The organism is Fictibacillus nanhaiensis (assembly GCF_036213205.1).
Classification (GTDB): Bacteria; Bacillota; Bacilli; order Bacillales; family Fictibacillaceae; genus Fictibacillus; species Fictibacillus nanhaiensis_E.
In genome coordinates this window covers 27,163-48,991 of sequence record NZ_JARMFC010000016.1, presented here as the reverse complement: position 1 = coordinate 48,991, position 21,829 = coordinate 27,163, and the positions used below count along the sequence as shown (strand labels likewise).

At 41.2% G+C, this 21,829-nt stretch carries 23 protein-coding genes; all 23 read right to left on the bottom strand.

Features of this window, described 5'->3' with window-relative positions:
• Positions 1-117: 117 nt before the first annotated feature.
• The gene (locus tag P4V41_RS15705) at positions 118-1,089 is read right to left on the bottom strand and encodes a ring-cleaving dioxygenase (protein WP_328086077.1); all 972 of its coding nucleotides are present in this window, start codon (positions 1,087-1,089) and stop codon (positions 118-120) included.
• A 168-nt stretch (positions 1,090-1,257) separates the two neighbouring features.
• Complete coding sequence (gene egtD, locus P4V41_RS15700) at positions 1,258-2,223, bottom strand: L-histidine N(alpha)-methyltransferase (protein WP_328086039.1); 966 nt, start codon at positions 2,221-2,223, stop codon at positions 1,258-1,260.
• Positions 2,220-3,500 (bottom strand): ergothioneine biosynthesis protein EgtB, encoded by a 1,281-nt coding sequence (gene egtB / locus P4V41_RS15695; RefSeq protein WP_328086038.1) that lies wholly within the window; start codon positions 3,498-3,500, stop codon positions 2,220-2,222. The genes egtD and egtB overlap by 4 nt, the downstream gene beginning before the upstream one ends.
• 298 nt (positions 3,501-3,798) lie before the next feature.
• The gene (locus P4V41_RS15690; protein ID WP_328086037.1) at positions 3,799-4,011 is read right to left on the bottom strand and encodes a hypothetical protein; all 213 of its coding nucleotides are present in this window, start codon (positions 4,009-4,011) and stop codon (positions 3,799-3,801) included.
• A 557-nt stretch (positions 4,012-4,568) separates the two neighbouring features.
• Positions 4,569-4,850, bottom strand: coding sequence for a DUF3817 domain-containing protein (locus P4V41_RS15685; protein WP_066391923.1), 282 nt, complete (start codon positions 4,848-4,850; stop codon positions 4,569-4,571).
• Between the two features lie 208 nt (positions 4,851-5,058).
• The gene (locus P4V41_RS15680; protein WP_328086036.1) at positions 5,059-5,700 is read right to left on the bottom strand and encodes an SCO family protein; all 642 of its coding nucleotides are present in this window, start codon (positions 5,698-5,700) and stop codon (positions 5,059-5,061) included.
• A gap of 22 nt (positions 5,701-5,722) precedes the next feature.
• The gene (locus tag P4V41_RS15675) at positions 5,723-7,096 is read right to left on the bottom strand and encodes a PepSY domain-containing protein (RefSeq protein ID WP_328086035.1); all 1,374 of its coding nucleotides are present in this window, start codon (positions 7,094-7,096) and stop codon (positions 5,723-5,725) included.
• A gap of 119 nt (positions 7,097-7,215) precedes the next feature.
• Complete coding sequence (locus P4V41_RS15670; RefSeq protein ID WP_328086034.1) at positions 7,216-7,848, bottom strand: response regulator transcription factor; 633 nt, start codon at positions 7,846-7,848, stop codon at positions 7,216-7,218.
• Entirely contained in the window at positions 7,845-8,666 is an 822-nt protein-coding gene (locus P4V41_RS15665) for a sensor histidine kinase (RefSeq protein WP_328086033.1), read from the bottom strand. Before P4V41_RS15665 ends, P4V41_RS15670 begins: the two co-directional genes overlap by 4 nt.
• An 87-nt stretch (positions 8,667-8,753) precedes the next feature.
• Positions 8,754-9,650 (bottom strand): manganese catalase family protein, encoded by an 897-nt coding sequence (locus P4V41_RS15660; protein ID WP_328086032.1) that lies wholly within the window; start codon positions 9,648-9,650, stop codon positions 8,754-8,756.
• A gap of 188 nt (positions 9,651-9,838) precedes the next feature.
• Positions 9,839-10,018, bottom strand: coding sequence for a 2-hydroxymuconate tautomerase family protein (locus P4V41_RS15655; RefSeq protein WP_328086031.1), 180 nt, complete (start codon positions 10,016-10,018; stop codon positions 9,839-9,841).
• Between the two features lie 10 nt (positions 10,019-10,028).
• Entirely contained in the window at positions 10,029-10,829 is an 801-nt protein-coding gene (locus tag P4V41_RS15650; RefSeq protein ID WP_328086030.1) for a 2-keto-4-pentenoate hydratase, read from the bottom strand.
• A 3-nt stretch (positions 10,830-10,832) separates the two neighbouring features.
• On the bottom strand, positions 10,833-11,858 hold the full coding sequence (dmpG, locus tag P4V41_RS15645) for a 4-hydroxy-2-oxovalerate aldolase (protein ID WP_328086029.1): 1,026 nt from the start codon (positions 11,856-11,858) through the stop codon (positions 10,833-10,835).
• A complete protein-coding gene (locus P4V41_RS15640; protein ID WP_328086028.1) occupies positions 11,845-12,747 on the bottom strand; it encodes an acetaldehyde dehydrogenase (acetylating) in 903 nt (300 codons plus the stop codon). The genes dmpG and P4V41_RS15640 overlap by 14 nt, the downstream gene beginning before the upstream one ends.
• Before the next feature lie 27 nt (positions 12,748-12,774).
• Entirely contained in the window at positions 12,775-13,557 is a 783-nt protein-coding gene (locus P4V41_RS15635) for a 2-keto-4-pentenoate hydratase (RefSeq protein WP_328086026.1), read from the bottom strand.
• Between the two features lie 70 nt (positions 13,558-13,627).
• Positions 13,628-15,097: an aldehyde dehydrogenase gene (locus P4V41_RS15630; protein ID WP_328086025.1), complete on the bottom strand. Its 1,470-nt coding sequence runs from the start codon at positions 15,095-15,097 to the stop codon at positions 13,628-13,630.
• A 3-nt stretch (positions 15,098-15,100) separates the two neighbouring features.
• A complete protein-coding gene (locus P4V41_RS15625) occupies positions 15,101-15,571 on the bottom strand; it encodes a RidA family protein (protein WP_328086024.1) in 471 nt (156 codons plus the stop codon).
• On the bottom strand, positions 15,543-16,589 hold the full coding sequence (locus P4V41_RS15620; RefSeq protein ID WP_328086023.1) for an amidohydrolase family protein: 1,047 nt from the start codon (positions 16,587-16,589) through the stop codon (positions 15,543-15,545). Before P4V41_RS15620 ends, P4V41_RS15625 begins: the two co-directional genes overlap by 29 nt.
• Positions 16,577-17,116: a 3-hydroxyanthranilate 3,4-dioxygenase gene (gene nbaC / locus P4V41_RS15615; protein WP_191753060.1), complete on the bottom strand. Its 540-nt coding sequence runs from the start codon at positions 17,114-17,116 to the stop codon at positions 16,577-16,579. The genes P4V41_RS15620 and nbaC overlap by 13 nt, the downstream gene beginning before the upstream one ends.
• A 15-nt stretch (positions 17,117-17,131) precedes the next feature.
• Positions 17,132-18,619: a 4-hydroxyphenylacetate 3-hydroxylase family protein gene (locus P4V41_RS15610; protein ID WP_328086022.1), complete on the bottom strand. Its 1,488-nt coding sequence runs from the start codon at positions 18,617-18,619 to the stop codon at positions 17,132-17,134.
• Positions 18,620-18,952: 333 nt separating this feature from the next.
• Positions 18,953-20,236 (bottom strand): TRAP transporter large permease, encoded by a 1,284-nt coding sequence (locus P4V41_RS15605; protein WP_328086021.1) that lies wholly within the window; start codon positions 20,234-20,236, stop codon positions 18,953-18,955.
• A complete protein-coding gene (locus P4V41_RS15600) occupies positions 20,233-20,784 on the bottom strand; it encodes a TRAP transporter small permease (protein WP_328086020.1) in 552 nt (183 codons plus the stop codon). Before P4V41_RS15600 ends, P4V41_RS15605 begins: the two co-directional genes overlap by 4 nt.
• 23 nt (positions 20,785-20,807) lie before the next feature.
• Positions 20,808-21,824 (bottom strand): TRAP transporter substrate-binding protein, encoded by a 1,017-nt coding sequence (locus P4V41_RS15595; RefSeq protein WP_328086019.1) that lies wholly within the window; start codon positions 21,822-21,824, stop codon positions 20,808-20,810.
• Positions 21,825-21,829: the final 5 nt, after the last annotated feature.

Here is a 21,829-nt window from a genome sequence, read left to right as displayed (position 1 = left end):
AATGTTGTAACGTTTTTTACTTTTTCCTAAAATACGTTTTTTATGTCGCGATCTTGCTCAAAAAAATTTCAAAAACAAAAATAAACCTGAATCCGTTAGATTCAGGTCATGACAATTTTATTGTTTTGTATCAAGAGGTTTTAATTTCGCTTCAATTTCCTCACGATGTGGCTCTAAGAACGGAGGTAAAGCTAGTGACTCGCCGAGATGCTCTAATTCTTCGTCCGTATCAAAACCGGGACCATCTGTTGCAAGTTCAAATAAAATGCGATTTGGTTCACGGAAATATAGAGATTTAAAATAAAAACGATCTACAAATCCAGAATTCGGAAATCTTGATGTTTTTACTTTTTCAATCCATTCGTATAATTCTTCTTCATTATCCACTCGGAAGGCTACATGGTGCACGCCACCTCTGCCAAGTCGTTCTTGGGGAAGGTCGTTTCGTTCTTCTACATGAATTTCAGCACCGCTTCCGCCTTCACCTGTTTCTAATACAATGATTTCAGGTTGACCAATCACTTCAGGTGTGTAGCTTCCAATTTTTTTAAAGCCTAATAGTTCGGTCAGCACTTGGACAGTTGGTTCCGCTCTTGGAACAGTTAACCTTACAGGCCCAAGCCCCACAATTGCATTTTCTTGTGGTGTTGTACTTTTGCTCCATGGCTGACCACCTGCAACGCCTTTGTTGTTTTCATCCGACACTAAGATCATTCTTTGTCCTTCAGGATCTCTAAACGCCAAGGTGTTACGACCTGCGCGTTGCATAATATCTTCTGCTTCAATTTCATGTTCTTTTAACCGATCATTCCAAAAATGAAGAGCATGATCATTTTTTACTCGAAGTGAGATAGCAGAAATGCTGTTGTTTCCATCATGATTTCTTCCAGCCATCGGAATTTCAAAAAACGTAAGCTCTGTTCCTGGATTTCCCTTTTCATCACCGTAAAACAAATGATAAACGCTTGTATCATCCTGATTTACCGTTTTCTTGATCAATCTTAAGCCCATTACTTCTGTATAAAATTTAAAGTTTTCAGGTGCTTTTGCAGTTAGCGCGGAAACATGGTGAATTCCTTTAAGCTTCATCATACATCCCTCTTCCATACCATTTTCTTTTTATTATCTCCCTTTGCTGAGAAAATGCCCAATAAAAAGCTTGATTACGCACGAATGGCCTCTAACTGAATTTAGTAAATCTATATTTTTTATAGACGAAAAAGAACTCCTCAGTAAAGGAGTCCTAAGATTCTTAATCTATTCTACAACCAGATAGTGCAAACTGAACCAGCTTTTATCATCGCACCATACTTTTTTTGGTGTAAAACCACACTCTCTTGCCATATTTTGAAACTCATCTATTGTAAACTTATAAGAATTCTCAGTGTGAATCGTCTCTCCTTCAGTAAAGAAGATGTTCTCATTGCCGATTTTTATCTTCTGATTCTCCAAGCTTACAAGGTGCATCTCAATTCTTCCTTTTTCTGCATGATAAAAAGCATGATGTTGAAATTTTTCAAGGTTAAAGTTTGCTAAAAGTTCTCTATTTAAACGGTTTAGTAAGTTTTTATTGAATTGACTTGTGATTCCTTTATTATCGTTGTAAGCCGCATTTAACACAGCTTGATCTTTTTTCATATCTACGCCGATCAAAAGGCCTCCATCGGGCTTAAGAAAATCTACGGTCATCTTTAAAAAATTCATTCTTTCCTCGGGTTCAAAGTTTCCGATGGTAGAACCAGGAAAAAACACAGCTTTGCTTTTAGATTTGAGCTCTGGCACCTTAAACTTATCTGTATAATCGGCCGAAACCGCATGAACGTCTAGATGCGGATATTCTATAGACAATGCTCGAGCTGATTGATACAGAAAATCTTTTGAGATATCAATCGGTATATATTCTTTGAGTTCTGGCATCGCCTCTAGAAGCGTCCTCACTTTTTCACTGCTTCCACTGCCAAACTCTACGAGTGCCGTATCCATTCCAATTGCCTGAGCCATTTCATCTTTAAATTTGTTTAATATAAATAGCTCCGTTCGGGTCGGATAGTATTCTGTAAGCATCGTGATCGCTTCAAACAGCTCAGAACCTTTTTTATCATAAAAGTATTTTGGTGCAATGAACTTCTTCTCTCGTTGAAGTCCTTGAAGTACTTCACTATACATATCCGATTCAGGTTTGTTTCCGATGTGATAATGAACGTTCGATCTTACCGTTTTCATATGAGATCCCCTGCCAAGCGAATGCCGCTGAACTGCCACCTTTTATCCGCTTGAAAAAAATTGCGATAAGTAGGTCGAATATGCAGCTTTGACGTTACACATGATCCACCCCGCAAAACGATCTGATTGCACATAAACTTCGCATTGTATTCTCCGAGCGCACCTTCGAGCGGTTTACTCTCTGGATACGAAGTGTAAGGGCTGCTGGTCCATTCCCATACATCTCCAAAAGCTTTTTTTATAGGTGATTTCGAATAGGACTCATCCACAACCGGATGAAACGATTCTTCTTCAACAAAATTCCCTTCTATTGTGATGGAACTCATCGCATGTTCCCACTCTGCTTCTGTTGGCAACCTTTTCCCACTCCATCTAGCAAAAGCATCCGCCTCATAAAAACTTACATGGCAGACAGGTTCATCTAGATTTAATTTCTTTTCACCAGTTAATGTGAACGTATACCAACCATCCTCATCTTTACGCCAATAAAGAGGATGTTTCCATTTTTCCTTTTTGACTGTTGCCCATCCATCAGACAACCAGTGCTCAGGCTGCTCATAACCACCTGCTTCAATAAAAGAAAGATATTCTCCGTTCGTCACGGGATGGGAAGATATGTGATAAGCATTCAACCAGACCTTGTGCCTTGGTCGTTCATTATCAAATGAGAATCCCGTTCCTGCAAAACCAATTTCAACGAGACCACCTTCAATCTTAATATCAGTTACTTGCGATTGATGATCGGTTGTATGCTTGCTTGTTGTAGAAAGTTCTGTATACGATGGCAGCATCGGATTGCAGCTAAAATTATATTTTACATCCGTTAAAAGAAGTTCTTGGTGCTGCTGTTCGTGTTGAAGTCCGATCTCGATCAAATCTTCAACCTCTTTTGGAAGCTGATCACCATATTTCCTAAGCAGACTCAGAATTTCTCTGTTTACATAGTCACGATACGCATACACTTCATCCATTGATGGCCTGGACAGTACGCTTCTAGAATGTCTAGGATGATAAGAACCGATCGTTTCATAATAGGAATTAAAAAGATAATCGAACTTTGGATTAAAAGGAACATAAGAGGGATTTTTTTCTTTTAAGATGAAACGTTCAAAAAACCACGTCGTGTGCGCAAGATGCCACTTTGGCGGACTGACATCTGGCATAGCCTGAATGATCGTATCTTCATTTTGAAGCTTTGATGCAAGTTTTTCAGATAATGATCTAATCCCCCTGAATTGCTCACTTAATCGTTCCATTGCTACCTGATCGATGGCCATAAATATCCTCCCTTAATTAGCTGTTGCTTTCTACCACATTGCCTTCTGTTGGAATAGGATGTTCTTTTAATAGCTTTGTAAAGTGAATCAGATTGTACGTCATTATTTTATTGTGCTGCATCGTAAAATCGTTTTGTTTCCTTCCTTTTCAATAAAGGAAGTCCTGGACCTGCTCTACCAACCCAATATGTATTTAACATTCGGCGATAGTGTGAAGCCAATGTGAGACAATCGTACGGATGGACTCGCACTTTTTGCTCCATCCTCATTCCCTGTCAAAACTACACCTGCCACCTTGTTATAAAATATATTGGCCTTTTTCATTTGTCATACCACTCGCACCATTTAGCCTCTCGATCGCTTTTGTAGCAAGACTGCTCTTTTCGCCAAGCCAGAGCGGTGTTCCGATGATGAGGATATAAGCCGCTTTTACTTTCTTAACAATCTCTGGGCACTCGTCACCCTCTTCCTCATCTGGCCGAAACGCCATATACGATTCTGTAATCAGCAAGCCTCACCATCTCTGTATCTATGTCGTTCTTATTGAAAATATGCACCGCTTCGTTCATCAAGCTTTTCGGTATTGGAGACTTCATCACCACTTTTAAGAGACGCATTAAGAAGAAGTGCTTTCATCATATGCTTGTCCCTCCTGTTAAAAACCATATTAAATTATAAATAGCCGAAAATTAGAAAATTAAAACAATTTACATGAATTCTTAACATGGCGGGAACAAAACTATTGCAAATTACTATGGTTATCGGTTTAGTGAGCTGTGGTAAGTTAGCTTTTCCTTCCGAGGAGGACAATAGCATGTTCAGTGTTCCTGTGGAAAGTACATCTTTAGCATGTATTGTTGCTGGGGAGCTTATTAAGTCTTGGTCGGTATTAATTAAGTCGGAAACGCTATCAATTAAGTCAAAAGTAAAATAATTAAGTCTGATTCAGCTACAATTAAGTCAAAATTGAGAAATATAGGCTTTTCGACAAATGAAGACACACCATCTCTACCTTTTACCCCCAAAAAAAGAGAGCCTTCCTAGATAAGGTGGCTCCCTCAAACAGTATTAATCTTTTAAAAACTTACGATCGAAAATAAACGGTCCGAACGGCAGGACAGAAGACACAAGTGCCAAGAACGCACGCATAATCGGCCACTTCTTCACGTTATATACATAGAGAATGACAAGAATATAGAGAACGAACAATAGACCATGAAGGGCACCAACGATAGATACCGCCATCGGTTGATCTAAGAAATACTTCAGCGGCATAGCGATGAAAAGAAGGATCAAGAACGAAGCTCCTTCAAGATATCCTACTGTTTTTAACGTTTTTATCGGATTCATAAATGAATATACCTCCATTATTACATAATGACGCTTCTATCTTTAGTTTTATCATAAGTGGGGTGATGTTAGTCTTCCAAACCATAACTATTGTGTGAACAAATAAGAAAAATAGTTGGGGTCAGACCCCCAACTATTTTTCTTTTTCTACGCTTTTAGTTATCTCACGAGCGTGTTTGCTCTATTTCTACTACCCAATAAAGCTACTTTACTTTTTCAATCTCTTTTTCATATCTGCAATAATCTCTTCGTACGGCGTATTCTCTACTCCATCATATCTAGAAACAACTGTTCCTTCTTTATCTACTAAGAAAAAGGCTGAAGCATGGATGAATTGATCTGAGTTAGGATCAGCCACAACAGGGGTTTTGAATGAATCTCTTGCTAACTGTTCAATCTGCTTCTCTTCATAGCCACCAAGGAAATGCCAGTTGGAGAAGTCTGCGTCATAGTTTTCACCAAACTTCGTCAATGCTGCAGCATCGTCTCTTTTTGGATCAATTGAGAAGGATACAAATTCTACGTCCAAATTTTCTTCTTTTGCCATCCCTTGAAGTTTAGCCATATGTGCAGTCATTGGCGGGCAAACAGTCGTACAGTTCGTGAAAATAAAATTTGCCATCCACACTTTTCCCTTCAAGTCTTCCAACCCAAATTCAGCCTCGTTTTGGTCTTTAAAAGAAAACGACTGAACGTCCCAGTCTAATGACTGAGACGTTTCCTTGCTTTCGCTATTATGTTGTTCGTGGTTCTTATGATTCTCATGTTCGTCCTTTGATCCACCTGAACCGCATGCTGACATTATTACCATCGTCAACACTAGTCCAAAAATCAGCATCATTCTTTTCATTTTGTCTTCACCTCTAATAATTTTATGACAACCATGCCTGAAGTGGTTTTACTCGTGGTATTACAAAACGATCTAATAGGAATACGAAAATGAAAGATATACCTGCCAGTGGCATAATGATCCCTGTTATGATCATAAGGATAATGATCCATGGCTTTAGTTTTTTGTCTGATTTTTTTGGTACTCCCAATTTTCCAGATGGTTTACGCTTCTTCCACATAATGAGTGAAAAGATGACGATTGCTACTAAACCAAGTGCAGCAATTGCTCCTAAAAGCTGATTAGCAAGTCCAAAGTAATGACCTTCATGCAGTGCGATTCCTATCGAAATAGCTTTAGCCATCCATCCATAATCATCAAATCTAATATCTTCTACAATTTCTCCGTTATACTGGTTAAAATATACCGTAGCTTCATTTTCCGGTTTATCTCTTGAAGAAGCAACAGTAAATACTCCATCTTCTCCTGCGGGCTTTGAAATGGTGTAAGGCTTTTGAATCTTGTTGTCTTGAGCTAAGTACATCACTTGATCAACAGAAAGTGATCCGTCATCTTTTTTTGAAGCCGGAGCAGGATTGTTCTCCGTTGCCCAAGGAATATCTTCTGCAATCTCATCTGTCGTCTTTTCAGCTGTTGGCGCCATGAATGCATAAGTTGGATAACCTGCATTTGCATTTGTCGCCAACTTGTTGATCTGTTCACCCATAACACCTGACCATGGCAGCCCTGTAACAATAAGGATTAAAATCATCAGCGACAGCCAGAACGCTGTTACGGCGTGAAGGTCTCGCCAGAACATGCGGCCATTCTTTTTTAGACGTGGAAAAATTGTTCCCATGAAAGTCTTCTTATTTCTTGGCCACCAAATGTAAAGACCTGTTATCAATATGATAATCGTCCAACATGCGGCTAACTCGACGAAACGGTTGATGAATGTGCCCCCAACGATCCATTCGCTGTGAAGCTTAGCGACAACGTTTTTGAAATGATCCTCATCGAGTAATGTTCCCGTTATAGACGCTGTGTATGGGTTTACATAAACCTGTGTAACAACATCATTCTCATTAATTTTAACTAATGTAGCGCGATTATCTTCTTTCGGAAGTCTGATCGACCCAATCTCTGCTTTAGGGTATTCCGCTTGAACGGAGTCAATTTGCTGCGACAGCGGAAGTGCTTGTTCGCCTTTTTGAACGATTAACTTGTCTTTATAAATCATCGTCTCAATTTCAGCCTGGAATAAATATAGTGCGCCACTTATGGCAAGTAAGATTAAAAAAGGTGCAAAGATAATTCCGCCATAAAAATGCCATCTCCAAAAGGTCTGATACAGACTATTGGATTTCTTTGATGGATTCTCATTATTCTCTGGTAGCTTGTAAGCTGTTGCTTGCATAATTACATTCTCCTTATTCGTACTCAATATGGAAAAGTATAATAAACAAGCTGAAAATGGTAATCACTCTAAAGGGTGATTACGGAAATAAAAATGTGTCAATTGTATGACATTGGAAGTTAAACGATTCCATTATCATAAGCATAACTCGCTAATTGAACACGATTGTCCAGGTGCAGTTTTCCAAGAATATTTTTCATATGTGTTTTGACTGTATTCTCAGAGATACTAAGTACTTTCGAAATGTCCTTGTTCGAATGCCCTTTTGCTACTAACTGCAACACTTCCTGCTCTCTTACAGAAAGAGTTTGCTCAGCTTGTCCATCCTTCTTGAATTCTTTCCATATACGAAAAGCCATCTCTTTGGACATCGGTATTTCATCCATCGCATATGCTTTTAATCCGTTCAGCATATCTTCAGTGTTCAAATTTTTGAGAAGGTATCCTTGTGCACCACGCTTTAAAGCTTCAAACCAGTCCGTAATGTCATAAGAAACCGTCATGATCACTACTTTTACGTTTGGAAACTGTTTCTTAATTTCTTTAGTTGCCTCAAAACCATTCATCTTAGGCATAGAGATATCCATGAGAACGAGATCAGGCATAAGAGCTTTAGTCTTCTCTATCGCTTGTAAACCATTAGAGGCTTCGCCCACAATCTCAAACTCGGTCTCACCCTCAAGAATCTCTTTTACTCCTTCTCGTGCTAGATGATGATCATCAACAATCAATAATCGAATAGGCTGTGTCATGCAATTTCCTCCTTCTCAATCGTGATCGTGGTTTTCCCTGCCGTGCTGGTGATCTTTAGTTTCCAGTCCATTGAACACGCTCTGTCTTGTAAAATTTTCAGACCAAAACCGTCTGTTGGCTCTTGAGAATTAAATCCTGACCCTTCATCTACTATCTTACAGATCCATCCTTTTGGAGTAGTCGTCGTATTCAACCATACTTCGTTCGTGCCAGCGTGTTTGATTACATTGATGATTGATTCTCGTACACAAGCAAACAGTTCAATTTTTTCCTTTGAGGTTAGATCATCGTCTTCTAGTCTCCACTGGCGATGAATCTTTAAGTCATGCTGACTCTCCATTTCATTGAAGAACGCATTTAATGATCGTGTCCACGAAATATCAGCTTCTGCCGGAACGCTACGTAAATTTTGAATGGCACTCCGAGTATCGTCGTGAATGTGTTGCAATGTTTTTTTCAGTTTATTATACGATTTATCATCCTTACTAAATTCACTTCCTAGCTTATTCACTTGAACAGAGAGAAAAAATAAAGACTGTGCGATGCCATCATGCAGCTCTTTCGCAATTTTCTCCCGTTCTTCTAAGACCGCTTTCTCAGACCGTTCTCTCTGAAGCTCCTGCTGCATTCGCTCTAATCTTCCAAATAAGATATTCAAAAAGTAGAGCGTAACAAGAAATACGATTATGGCAGAGAGCCAGTTTCCCGTGTTCATGGATATATAAGGCAAGAGAACCGTATGTCTAACGTATTCCCATAAACCAACTGAAATCGTTGGAATGAGCAAGATCAACCATTTAATTTGTCTGTATGTCATCTGCCAGACTTCCCTTCATTTCTTACAAATTCTATAAACATAATAAATCATACCATAAAAAAAACCAGCGTATTGTACGCCGGTCAATCAACTTATTCCTGCATTCTTTTTCAATCTTTCAGCGATCTGCATAAAATCCTCATGAGAGATACCTGGCGCGAACTCTTCAGAGATGGAGCGCAATTCAGGCATTGGGGCACCTTCTGGAGCACCGATTACAGTCTCAAGTGGACCGCCTAGCGGATGCTGGCCCGCCCATATCAATGCGATATCTCTATAATCAGTATCACTGAACGTATATAATTTACGGTGTACTCCTTCTGCTTCAAACTTTCGTGTCGTTTCAAAGGCCGAGTTCTCTAAATCAGGAACTGGCAGCATTTTCTTAATATCAACGCCAGTTACCATCTCGATCGCTTTTGCATAAGCCAAAACATGCACACCACCACGCACAAGAAGATAGCCGATCATCTCACGAGCAACAGGGTTACTCGTCATTTCATATACTCTCATTTTATGCGTTCTAGCTCCACACTCTAAGAAAAAGTTGTGCAGAAGATCAAGAAGTAAGTTTCCGCTGCTGAACACATAATCGCCGTTCCAAGCTTTTCCCATTGAATCAAAAGGGAAGGATGTTTGTGCCGTTGCTATAAAATGTTGAGTGTTCCTCTTATCGGTAGCAGCTGCCATCGGTGCATCGTTTACATCTCCAGGATGTGTCGTACCATAGATCATCATATTGATCGTATGTGAAACCAGCTCAACATGGCCAAATTCTTCTGCTGTAATACTTGAGACGAGGTCAAAGAACGGTTTCAATTTCCCTCTTTTTCTAAAGTTAAAAGATTGATACATATAGTTATTAAGAGTCGACATCTCACCAAAACGACCGCCTAGCAATTCTTGAACTGCAGCTGCCGCATTCGCGTCAGGATTCGTAGGTGTAGGCAATTCGATCGCCAGCCGGTTATAGCGTTTAAACATAAAGCTCCCTCCTCACGATTGCATGTCGTTTTAAGGGTATGTGATGTCAAGATTGTACTATGCTGATTATTTTATGAGTATTGAGTAGAGTAATTAATGGATAAAGAAAAAATTACGAGAATCGCTCACAAGCCTCTCTCATTCTAAAAGAAAAACCCTTTGCTCAGCAAAGGGTCTCATCTCTACTCTTAAATCTTCGGCCTTCCGCCAACTCCCCAATACTTGTTGGGAACCTCTTGGATAAGCACGCGGACTTGTTCTTTTTTCACATTCAGTGATTCAGCAGCTGCGACCGTTAACCTTTCCATCAAGTTGCTCAATTGTTCATCTGTCCGTCCTTCTATCACATGCACTTGAATAATTGGCATCGCTCTCCACCTATTTCACATATCTCGAGGATAGTGTTACAGAACCTAGACCATCAAACTGTGCGACAATCGTGTCATCCATATCAAAAGCAATCGCTTCTGATAATGCCCCGCTCAAAACGATATCTCCTTTTAATAAACCTTCATCACGATCGGCAAGCTTTCTAACCGCCCAAGCTACCGCTTCAGCAGGGTGACCAAGAACTGCTGAGCCCGCCCCGGTTGTCATCATTTCTCCATTTTTACTCATCACCATACCGATATTTGCCAGATCTAATTCATCTGGTCTTACCATTTTGCTGCCTAAGATTAATTTCGCGGATGAGCAGTTGTCTGCCACAACATCTGGTAGTGTAAAACGAAAATCCTTGTAACGGCTGTCGATCACTTCGATCGCAGCTACCACATACTTTGCTGCTCTCATAACATCTGATGCAGTCACATCTTTCCCCATTAAATCCTCACCCATAATAAATGCGATCTCTGGTTCAGCTTTTGGATGTATGAGACGGTGTTGCTGTAGGGGTTCCCACTCGAGTGCGAGCATATCACTCATAAGATAACCGTAAATTGCTTCATGAACGCCCATCATCTCTTGCTTCGCTTTACTAGTTAGCCCTAGCTTAATACCAAGACGCTTTGTCTCTGTTTTCTTCATGCGTCTTTCAATCAGTTTTTTTTGCAGCTCATATGCCTCTTCAATTGACAGTTCAGGATATTGGTCTGTAATCTTGACCACTTCCGTCACATCACTTTCCGCTCTTAACAGATAATCAACCAAATCCACATTTGTCTGATTCGTAACCGTCATCTTCTACACCTCCAGCTTGGATTTTGCTAAGTCAGCTGCTACTTCTAGAATAAGATCCTCTTGACCACCTACCGCTTTTCGTTTGCCAAGTTCTATTAAAATATCTCTTGAATCAACACCAAACCGTTTACCGGCACGTTCTGCATGCAACAGAAAACTAGAATAAACCCCTGCATAACCCATTGCTAAGCTTCCTTTTCGAATTTCCTGCGCACTCGGCAGCATCGGTCCGATCACATCTTCTGCAAGGTCCATCATTTTATAAAGATCTATACCTGTGTCTACTCCCATTCGCTCAAGAACAGCGATTAGAACCTCCGTCTGTGTATTACCCGCACCTGCTCCCAAGCAGCGAACGCTTCCATCGATTCTAGTCGCGCCTTCTTCAATAGCAACAAGAGTGTTTGCAACAGCTACTGATAGATTATTGTGTGCGTGAAATCCGATCTCAATGTTTAAAGATTCGCGTAATGCCGAAATTCTATTCTTCACTTCAAAAGGAAGCATCGATCCAGCAGAATCAGTTACATAAACCCCTTGCGCCCCATAAGACTCCATCAGCTTTGCTTGTTCAACAAGCTTTTCAACTGGAGCTGAATGAGCCATCATTAAGAACCCGAACACTTCCATTCCAAGCTCACGAGCCATGTGAATATGTTGAGCTGATACATCCGCTTCTGTTACATGAGTTGCGACACGAACAAGACTAGCTCCCAATTCATGTGCTTTTTTCAATTCATGCACGGTTCCAATTCCTGGAATCAAAAGAACAGCCACTTTTGCATTTTTACAAACTCCAGACGCTGTCTCAATTAACTTCATCTCATTAGTTAGAGATCTTCCATACTGTAGAGTCGATCCGCCTAATCCATCACCGTGGCTGACCTCGATGTAATGCATCCCTGCGTCATCTAGCGCTTTTACAGCGTGGTACACTTGTTTTTCAGTGAACTGATGTGACATGACGTGACTGCCATCACGCAGACAGACTTCAGTAAACTTTAGTGGCAGCGTACTATTTCGCATCATTTGCTGTCACCGCCTTATCAATCTTGCCTAACTTTCGCTTCGCAACCATTTCGCCAGCTTGTTTTGCTGCTGCAGTCATGATGTCTAAATTCCCTGCATAGCTAGGAAAATAATCACCAGCTCCTTTAACTTCAACGAAAACCGTAACACGATTATCATCAAAAAAAAGATCACTCTTCAACCGGTATCCAGGTACATAGCACTTAACGCTGTTTTCCATTTCACGGATTTCTTTACGTATTCTAGCTTCATTCATCTCTTTAACTTCACAATATATAGTCGATCTCATCAATATAGGAGGATCTGCTGGATTTAAGATGATTATTGCTTTTCCTTCATCTGCTCCTCCGACTTCCTCAATTCCGCGTTTTGTTGTTATTGTAAATTCATCTATATTCGCACGTGTTCCTGGTCCAGCACTGGATGATGAGATCGTTGCAACGACCTCTCCATAAGAAACATCTGCAACAGAATTAATCGCATGGATAATCGGAATAGTTGCCTGTCCGCCGCACGTGATCATATTGATGTTCTGTGACTCCATATGTTCACTAAAATTAACAGCAGGACATACAAACGGACCAACCGCCGCGGGAGTAAGGTCAATCACTGTTTTTCCCATATCCTTTAAAAGTTGTGCATGACGAAGATGAGCTTTAGCTGAAGTTGCATCAAAAACAATATCAGCTAACTCCGGCCGTTTTACAAAATCATCAATACCATCTGTAAACACTCGGTATCCTGCAGAGTTCGCACGCCTTAACCCATCCGACTTCATATCAATTCCAAACATCGATGTAAGTTCAAGGTAATCGCTTCTTTGCAGTTTATACATCAAGTCCGTACCTATATTTCCAGAACCAATAATCGCCGCTTTTACTTTTTTCACTGTGACTGATCCTTTCTATGATAGATTTTATTCACGAAACGATATACTCACAGAGCCAAGCTTTCCAAAAGTAGCAGTAACTTCATCGCCTGAATCAATGTCAATCGCACCTGACAGAGCTCCTGGCAGAATCAGCTCACCTGCTTTTAATGAAATATCATAGTCTGCTAGTTTGTTAGCAAGCCAAGCAACAGCATGTGCCGGATGACCGAGGGCAGCTGCTCCTGCTCCTGTTGCTCTGATCTCACCATTCTTTAACAGCGTCATGCTTAGCATGCGAAGATCAATTTGATCGATTTCATAAAAAGGTTTGCCAACAACTGCTCTTGCTGATGAACCATTATCAGCAACTGTATCAACCAGCTGTATCTTCCAATCTTCTATTCTGCTATCTATAATCTCTAATGTGGGCACGAGAGCCTCAGTAGCCATCAATACATCTATATAGGTAACGTTCGGACCTTGCAAATCTTCTTTTAAGATAAAACCAACCTCTGCTTCAACTTTTGGCTTTATAAAGTCTCCTCTAGAAAGAACGGTACCTGTTGAAACCTTCATATAATCGAGCAGATGACCGTAATCCGGTTCATCAACTCCAAGCATATTCTGCATCGCTTTACTCGTTAATCCTACTTTTTTGCCAATGATTACTCGTCCTTCTTCTAGTTTCCTTTCCACCCATTGCAGCTGAATATGATAAGAGTCTTTGACCGAGAGTTCTGGAAAACGTGAAGATAAAGGTTCAACGGGTGTTAATTTTTCTTCTGCTTCTAACAGTTCTGTTGTTAGTTTTGAAATGATCTGTTGCATGTATGCTTCCTCCCTTCTTTTATCAAAGAGCAAAACGTGACTGTCATCCAATCACGTTTTGCTAAAAAATTTATAGTTTCATCGTGATCGTCTTCGCTTCTGAATAAAATTCAAAGCTGTGCCTACCACCTTCACGTCCAATCCCACTTGCTTTTGAACCACCAAAAGGTGTACGCAGATCTCTTATGTACCAGCAGTTGATCCAAAGCAGTCCAGAATCTACAGCAGCTGAAACACGTTGAGCGCGACGGATATCGTTCGTCCATACAACCCCTGCCAAACCGTATTGTGAATCATTTGCGATACGAATTGCGTCTTCTTCTGTTTTAAATGGAATGACCACAAGCACAGGTCCAAAAATCTCCTCTTGTGCCACACGCCATTTGTTGTTTACATCATATAACACAGTAGGTTCATAGAAATTTCCATTCCCAAGACCCTCAAACCGTTTACCCCCATATGCGAGTTTGGCTCCTTCTTTAATCCCGATGTCCACATACGTTTCTACGGTCTCCAAATGACCTTTCGACACGAGTGCACCCATGTCCGTATCTTCCTGTGTCGGGTCGCCTACTTTAATGTTTTTTACAGCATCCACAAACTTGTCCATAAACTGATCATAGATGCTTTCTTGTAAAAGCAGGCGTGACCCTGCAAGACAGATTTCTCCTTGATTTCGATAGATCGCATCAATAGATCCTTTTACCGCTTCGTCAAGATCTGCATCTTCAAAAACGATGTTTGCCGACTTTCCTCCTAATTCCAGAGAAACTGGAATCAAATTTTCAGCAGCGTTTCTCATAATCGTTTTTCCAGTGTTTGATTCACCCACAAACGAGATGCGGCGGACGTTTGGATCTGTCGTCATCGCTCTACCCATCGTATTTCCCGGTCCCGTGATAATGTTTAAGACACCTGGGGGCAATCCTGCTTTATTAGCGATATCACCAAACATGACGGCAGAAAGCGGTGTGTAAGATGCAGGCTTAACGACAACCGTGTTTCCAGCCGCTAGTGCTGCGGAAGCTTTCCATGTCATCTGCATGAACGGTAGATTCCAAGGGATGATCAGACTTGTTACTCCTGCTGGACTGTATTTGGCGTACGACATGATGTTGTGTTTGTCATAATGCTCACTTACCATGTACTTGGACATCTCAGCAAAAAAACGAAAATTGGAGGCCGCTCGAGGTATATCAAACCCACGGCTCTCTTTGACCGGCTTTCCTACGTCGAGTGTCTCTACCATCGCAAGTTCATCCACGTTTTCCATAATAAGATCTGACATTTTACATAAAATCTCGGATCGTTCTTCTACAGGCATCTTGCTCCAGACGCCGCTATCATAGGCATTTTTGGCTGATTGAATCGCTCGTTTCGCATCTTGTTCACTGCCGTTTGCAACAAGCGCTAACCTCTCGTTTGTTGCTGGATTGATGGATTCAAAGGTTTCACCCGAAAGTGCATCGACATATTCTCCGTCAATGAACAATTTTGCGTTATTCACTTTTACTTGTTGCGCGAGGGTTTCTGCTTTCATGTGTTAGTCCCCCTTCTCTTCTTCCACTTCAACAATCATTTCAATTTCGATCGCCGTTCCGCCTGGCAGCTGGGCCATTCCAACTGCAGATCTGGCATGTTTTCCTTTCTCGCCAAAAACATCAACCAAAAGATCTGACGCACCGTTGATCACTTTTGGCTGATCGATAAAATCCTCCGTGCAATTTACGAATCCAAGAAGTTTTACAATGCGTTTTACTTTATTTAAACTGCCAAGCTCGTTCTGAACGACTGCCAGCAAATTCAACATGGATTGACGGGAAGCAGCATACCCGTCTTCTACGGATAAGTCTTTTCCTAGCTTTCCATGATATTGATCGACACCTTGTCCGGCTGTAAAAAGAAGATTACCCACTCTTACACAGCCAACATAGTTCCCTACAGCTTTGCGCACTTCTGGCAATACGATTCCTAGCGCTTCAAGTTTATCCTCCGGTGTTTGAATGACTTGCAACGGCTGCACCTCGCTTTCTTTTACCAAGACTTAAAAATTCAGCAGCGTTTCCGCCAAACATCGCTTTACGCTGTTCATCGGTCAGCTCAAGCGTTTCATCTAGTACTTTTCCCGGATTCACTTCACGCAGTAAAAACGGATAATCTGAACCCATAAAGATCTTATCTGAACCGAATCGCTCTATCATATAGCTGATGTTCATCGGATCGTAATTTAATGAATCAAAATAAAACTGTTTTGCATAATAACTTGGCGGGTGTGTTGTCAGGCGAAGATGCGGCCACACTTGCCATCCTTGATCAAGGCGTGGAATTAAGTAAGGAAACGAACCACCGCCATGAGCAAAACAGATCTTGAGATTAGGAAATTTCTCCATCATACCGCTCCAAATAAGTGAAGCTGCAGCTAATGCCGTTTCACTCGGCATCCCGATCGTGTACATAAAGTTATGGTTTGGCATACGCTCTTTTCCAAGCGTTTCCCACGGATGAATAAAAAGCGGCACTTCCCACTTTTCTGCCATCTCAAAAAACGGAATAAAGTCAGGATGATCGAGATTCTGTCCATTTATATTTGTTCCAATTTCAATCCCATGAAGTCCAAGCTCGTTCATACAGCGGTCCATCTCACGGATTGCCGTTTCTGAATTTTGCATGGGAACCGTTCCTAGACCAGCAAAGCGATCAGGATATTCATTTACGGTTTCGGCAATAAAGTCGTTCTGAATTCTTGCCATCATTTCCGCTTGTTCTGGCGGCGCCCAGTACGAGAATGTAACAGGGATCGGGGATAGCACTTGAATGTCTACCCCTTCACGGTCCATGTCCTGTATTCGTTTTTTAGGATCCCATACTTGGTCAGTAACATCTCTAAAGTTTTTTCCGCCTACCATTATGGATGCGCCACAAGCACAAGTCCGGTTTAACACCGGCCACCTTTCTCCACCATATTTTTCGGCAAAGTCAGGAAACGACTCTGGAATGATATGTGTGTGAAAGTCGATTCTTAGCACTTCCATTCCTCCACGTTTTCAGGCATCTGATAACCGCAGTCCTTACACAAGCGGACACGTTCATTGGAATTAAAACTGTGGATGGCTTCTTTTACTTGCTTTTCAATATCACTTAATTGGACGGTTACGCGATGCATCTCAGAATCACAGCGGTCACAGAACCAAACGAAGTCTTCAAGTTCACCTTGTGCGCGTTTACGCTCGATCACGAGGCCATACGAATTCGCCACACGATGAGGCGAGTGCGGAACCATTGCCGGGAGCATGAACACGTCTCCTTCTTTTACTTCAACCACTTCACGCTTGCCGTGTTTATTGATGATTTCTACATAGCAGCTGCCTTTGATCTGATAAAAGAACTCATCTGAAGGATCTACATGAAAATCACGTCTTTTGTTCGGACCGCCTAAGATCATGGCGATAAATTCGGAATCTTGCCAGATTACTTTGTTGTTGACTGGGGGCTTGAGCAAGTCTTTGTTCTCATCGATCCATTTTAAAAGGTTAAAAGATTTCAAAGTCGTTGTACTCATTTCAATTACCTCCCTTTATTTAGCCAGCTTAGGCTGGGCCTTCACGAATTCATTTGTAACTGAAAGTGCTTCATCAACCATCGGGAACTTTGCTTTTCTTTTATAACCGTTATAGAAGATGGCTCTCTTTCGGATCGGATCTCCCGTATAATAGCGCTCATATTGTACAAGACGCTGTCCAAAAGCTTCACCGCAAAGATCCCACGCAAGCTTGAACAACTTCACGCGTTCAAGTGAGTCAACTCCGTCACGGCCTAAATAGTACTTATCAATTTCACTTCTGATTTCTGGAGCGTTAAAGTCATTTCCGGTCGGTGACATGAGCAACCCGCCAGCACCGATAATTTGGATGACCTCAATCGCTCTAGGATACATTTTTGGAAGCATTCCTCTAATCGTCTCAAGTGCTGCCGCGTTCGGCATCACTTCACCAGACGCTGTTGTTTCATACTCATATTCTGCTACTCGCAATAATGAGCGGATTACTTCTACATTTTGAACAAGTTCACCGAGATCGTTCTGCACGTTCAGGTACCCATCTACTCCAATTGAGTCTGCTAGTTTACAAGCAACCTCTGTTGCAAATGCCAGTTTCACATACCCTCTTACACCTGACTGATGGGCTGGTTGCTGAGCAATTCCTGTTTTAGGATATAAAAGGTTAGCTGCTTCAACATTGTTGTAAAGAAACACGCGGTCCCATGGTACAAGTACATCGTTGAAAACGAGTAATGCATCCATCTCTTCAAATCTTGAAGCAAGTGGATGATCAAACTGTGAACGCTTGCCGTCCTGCATCGGTTCGCGGCATATAAGCTTAAGTCCAGGTGTGTCTACTGGCACCGCAAACGCAAGCGCATAACGCTCATCACCAGGAGCGAACCCTGGGAATGAATAGATAATAACCTCATCTGTAATTGGTGCGAGAGTTGCCAACATTTTTGCTCCACGAACGATCAAACCTTCTGGTGTCTCCTCAACAGCCCCAAGATGAGTAAACATATCTTTTTGGCCATGTGAGTTTTTGCTTCGGTCATTTTGAGGATTGATGATGGCGTGTGTTAAGAACAGATCATTGTCTCTTATAAAGTTGTAGTAATTTCTAATATTTACAGACCAATCGGGATTGTATTGATCAAGGAACCAGCCATTGTGCGCCATGCCAGTTACAACAACGTTAAGAAAATCAGGAGTACGGCCCATCAGTCCAAAAGTAGATTTTGCGTAGATCTCAAACAGCTGGCTGCGCGCCATCATTTCTTCATAGCTTGTCGGGTGCAAAAACGCGTTATTGACCCTTTCACCCGTCTCTTTGCAAATATGTGTAATGGAATCTTGATATTGTGGATCGTGCTGCATGTCGTACAGTTTAGCGATCTCTTGGATTGGCTGGTTAAAAACAGGTTCGTTTACAACATCCGTTACTCTCCTGCCCTCTAACCAAATTTCTGGAGAACGAGATTTTAAGGCTTGTAAATACTGAGCACCAGTTCTAATCCCCATACCATATGCCTCCTCTATGAATAGATGTTTATATTTGTTTCAACTATATTAGAAAGCGCTTACAAGTCTCAATGCTGTAATTTCACATTATGAAATTACCAGAAAATTTTATAAGGGCTGGAATAGAGTTGATGAAATGAAAGAACAAATTGCTGTGCTAGCCTTGTCGTATTTTGTCCGGATATGTAGACTCGCGGATAAACCATCAAAATTCGTGGATTGAGGAGTGAAATTTCTGGATTGAGTGGAAAAACTCGTGGATTCATCCTCAATTCTCGTGGATTCATAACTTTGGCATTAGAAATAGAGCCCTCATATAAGGCTCTATTTCTATTAAAGACCGATCATTCTAGGAATCCAGAGAACCGCATCTTCTAAGTATGTGATTAAGAACAAGATGGCGATTGCAATTGCCAAGAACGGTCCTGATGCTCTCACTAGCTTTTCGAAACGCACCTCAGCAATGGATGAAACGATAAACAGCCCTGTTCCAACAGGCGGTGTTAATAATCCAATCGTTAAGTTGATGCAAATGATTACACCAAAGTGTATTGGATCGATCTCAAACGAGGTCACGAGCGGCATAAAAACCGGAACTAAGATGATTAAAGCTGCAATACCGTCGAGCAGCATCCCAACAAACAAAAGCATGACGTTAACTAAGAGAAGGAAAACAAACGGATTCTCAGAAATGGATAACATGCTGTCTGCAAAAACTTGTGGAAGCTGTTCAAAGGCAATCAGCCATCCAAAAATATTAGCCATCGCGATTAAGAACGTAACCGTCGCTGTGCTGACTACCGTATTAATCAAAATTTGAGGAATCGACGTCCATCTTAATTCTCGATAAAAGAAAACTCCTACTAAGAAGGCAATTACACAAGCTACCGCTGCAGATTCAGTGGCTGTAAATGCACCAGATAAGATACCAAAAATAATAACGAACGGTACTAAAAGCGCTGGTAGAACCTTAACTGTGCTTTCCAACATTTCTTTTCCTGTTGCTCTCTTACTTTTAGGAAATTTATATTTATACCCCATGTATGCGATAACACTAATAAATCCTGCTCCGTAGATTATCCCTGGAACAATCCCAGCCATAAAAAGTCCACCGATGGATGTTCCCGAAAGCGTACCATAGATAATAAAGATCATACTTGGCGGGATAATGGGTGCAATAATAGAGGAAGCAAGTGTTAAGGAAGATGAAAATTCCCTTGAGTATCCTTCCTTCTCCATCTCTGGAACCATGATTTTACTCATCATGGCAGCTTGTGCGTTTGCTGATCCTAAGATTGAGGCTAAAAACATGTTGGCAACGACTGTTACATATGCTAGCCCGCCACGTACATGACCAACAAAGACTTTTGTAAATTTCACAAGACGAGTCGTGATTCCTCCTCCGTTCATCAGTTCTCCGGCAAGCATAAACAACGGAATGGCAAGCAAACCAAAATTATCAAGACCCGAATACAGTCTCATTGGAGTTGAATCTAACAAAGCGGTGTTCCCATTCAGGAAAAAATAAACGACTGTAATCATTCCTAAAACAAGTGAAATTGGAATTCCCATCAATAAAAACAGAATAAAAATTCCGATAATAAGAGCAGTTGTCATAGCTCTGCCCCCTTTGTTTTTATAACGTGAACCAATTGAGCCAGTACATGAACACATGCAAACGTTAAGCCGATTGGAACAGCACTATAAGGAATCCACATCGGGAGCAAAATAGCTGTTGATTTTTGAAAAGCTACTCCGTCTGACAAGATCCACGTGTACGTATACGATAGAATCAAAACTAAAAAGATTATAATGAACACTTGACTGAACACCGCTACCCACATTTTTACTCGTTGCGGGCAATAATCAAGTAATAGTGTAACAGCAGCCTGAGACCTGTACTTAAGCCCCAGACTACCTCCGATAAAACTGATCCAAATTAATAGAAATACAGCAACTTCACCTGACCAGGATAATGGTGCGTTCAAGAAGTAGCGAAATGCCACTGAGACGGCTACGATCACTGCTAATGCAAACATGAGAATCACAGCTAAGAATTTTTCCACCTGACAAATTCCATTACTAAAACTCTGGATTACTCCACTTCCCCCATTAATAGAAGGCTTTACACTTTGATTGATATCCCTATCGTAATTAATTTTCATTTAAACCACACCAATCTCTCAATCTACTTTCTTACCGAATCTAAAAATTCTTGAATAAGAGGGTCAGTCGGTCCGTATTTTTTTTCAAATTTTTCTATATATGGCTTGAATAGTTCTGGGTCAATATCATAGATTTTCATTCCGTTGTCAGCTAGTTCTCTTCTAAACTCTTCTTCTTGCCCTGAACGGGTTTCAACCGCATAATCTGCTGCAGCTGCTAAAGATTCACGCACAATCTTCTGATCTTCTTCAGATATGCCTTCAAACGTTTTTTTGTTAACCATGGCAACTGCCGGCCATACCATGTGATTTGTAACAGCTCCGTATTTCGCAACTTCATAATACTTGTTTGTAATCGCTGCATCCAAGTCCATGTCCATTCCGTCGATAACCCCTGTCTGTACAGCTGAGTAAACCTCCGGAAGAGGCAACCCTTCTGTTGATGCACCCGTAGATTTATAAAAGTCCTGCATTGGCGGACTTGGTGTTACACGAAGTTTTAACCCTTTCATATCTTCAGGTTTTTGAACATCCTTGTCTTTAAACAACATGACGCGCTGACCCGCAAAAAGATAATCCAATCCTGTAATTCCTTGCTCATCCAGTGTTGCTAAGATCTTTTTCGCTGGGTCAGATTGTCTCGCCTTATGCGCTGCTTCCAGGTCCTCAAAAGCATATGGAGCAAACCATGCTGCAAATGCAGGTGAACGGGAGCTTGTATATGCAGCTGTTATAAAACCAAAATCAACAGAACCTGATTCGATTTGCTGCATCATGTCCGCTTCACTTCCAAGCTGGGAGGATGGATAGATTTCAAGCTCAATCCTTCCATCTGATCGTTTAGATAGCTCTTCTTTAAATTTCTCTGCAGCTTTATGCCACATGTGTGAAGGCGGTGTGATATGCGCTAATTTGAACTTGTATGTCTTTCCATCAGAAGATGCATCCCCTGAACTTGCGGAATCTTTCCCCCCGCTGCTGCAGGATGTTAAAAGGATCAATGCCAACAATACAGTCATTACCATCTTTAATTTCTTCATCCCTA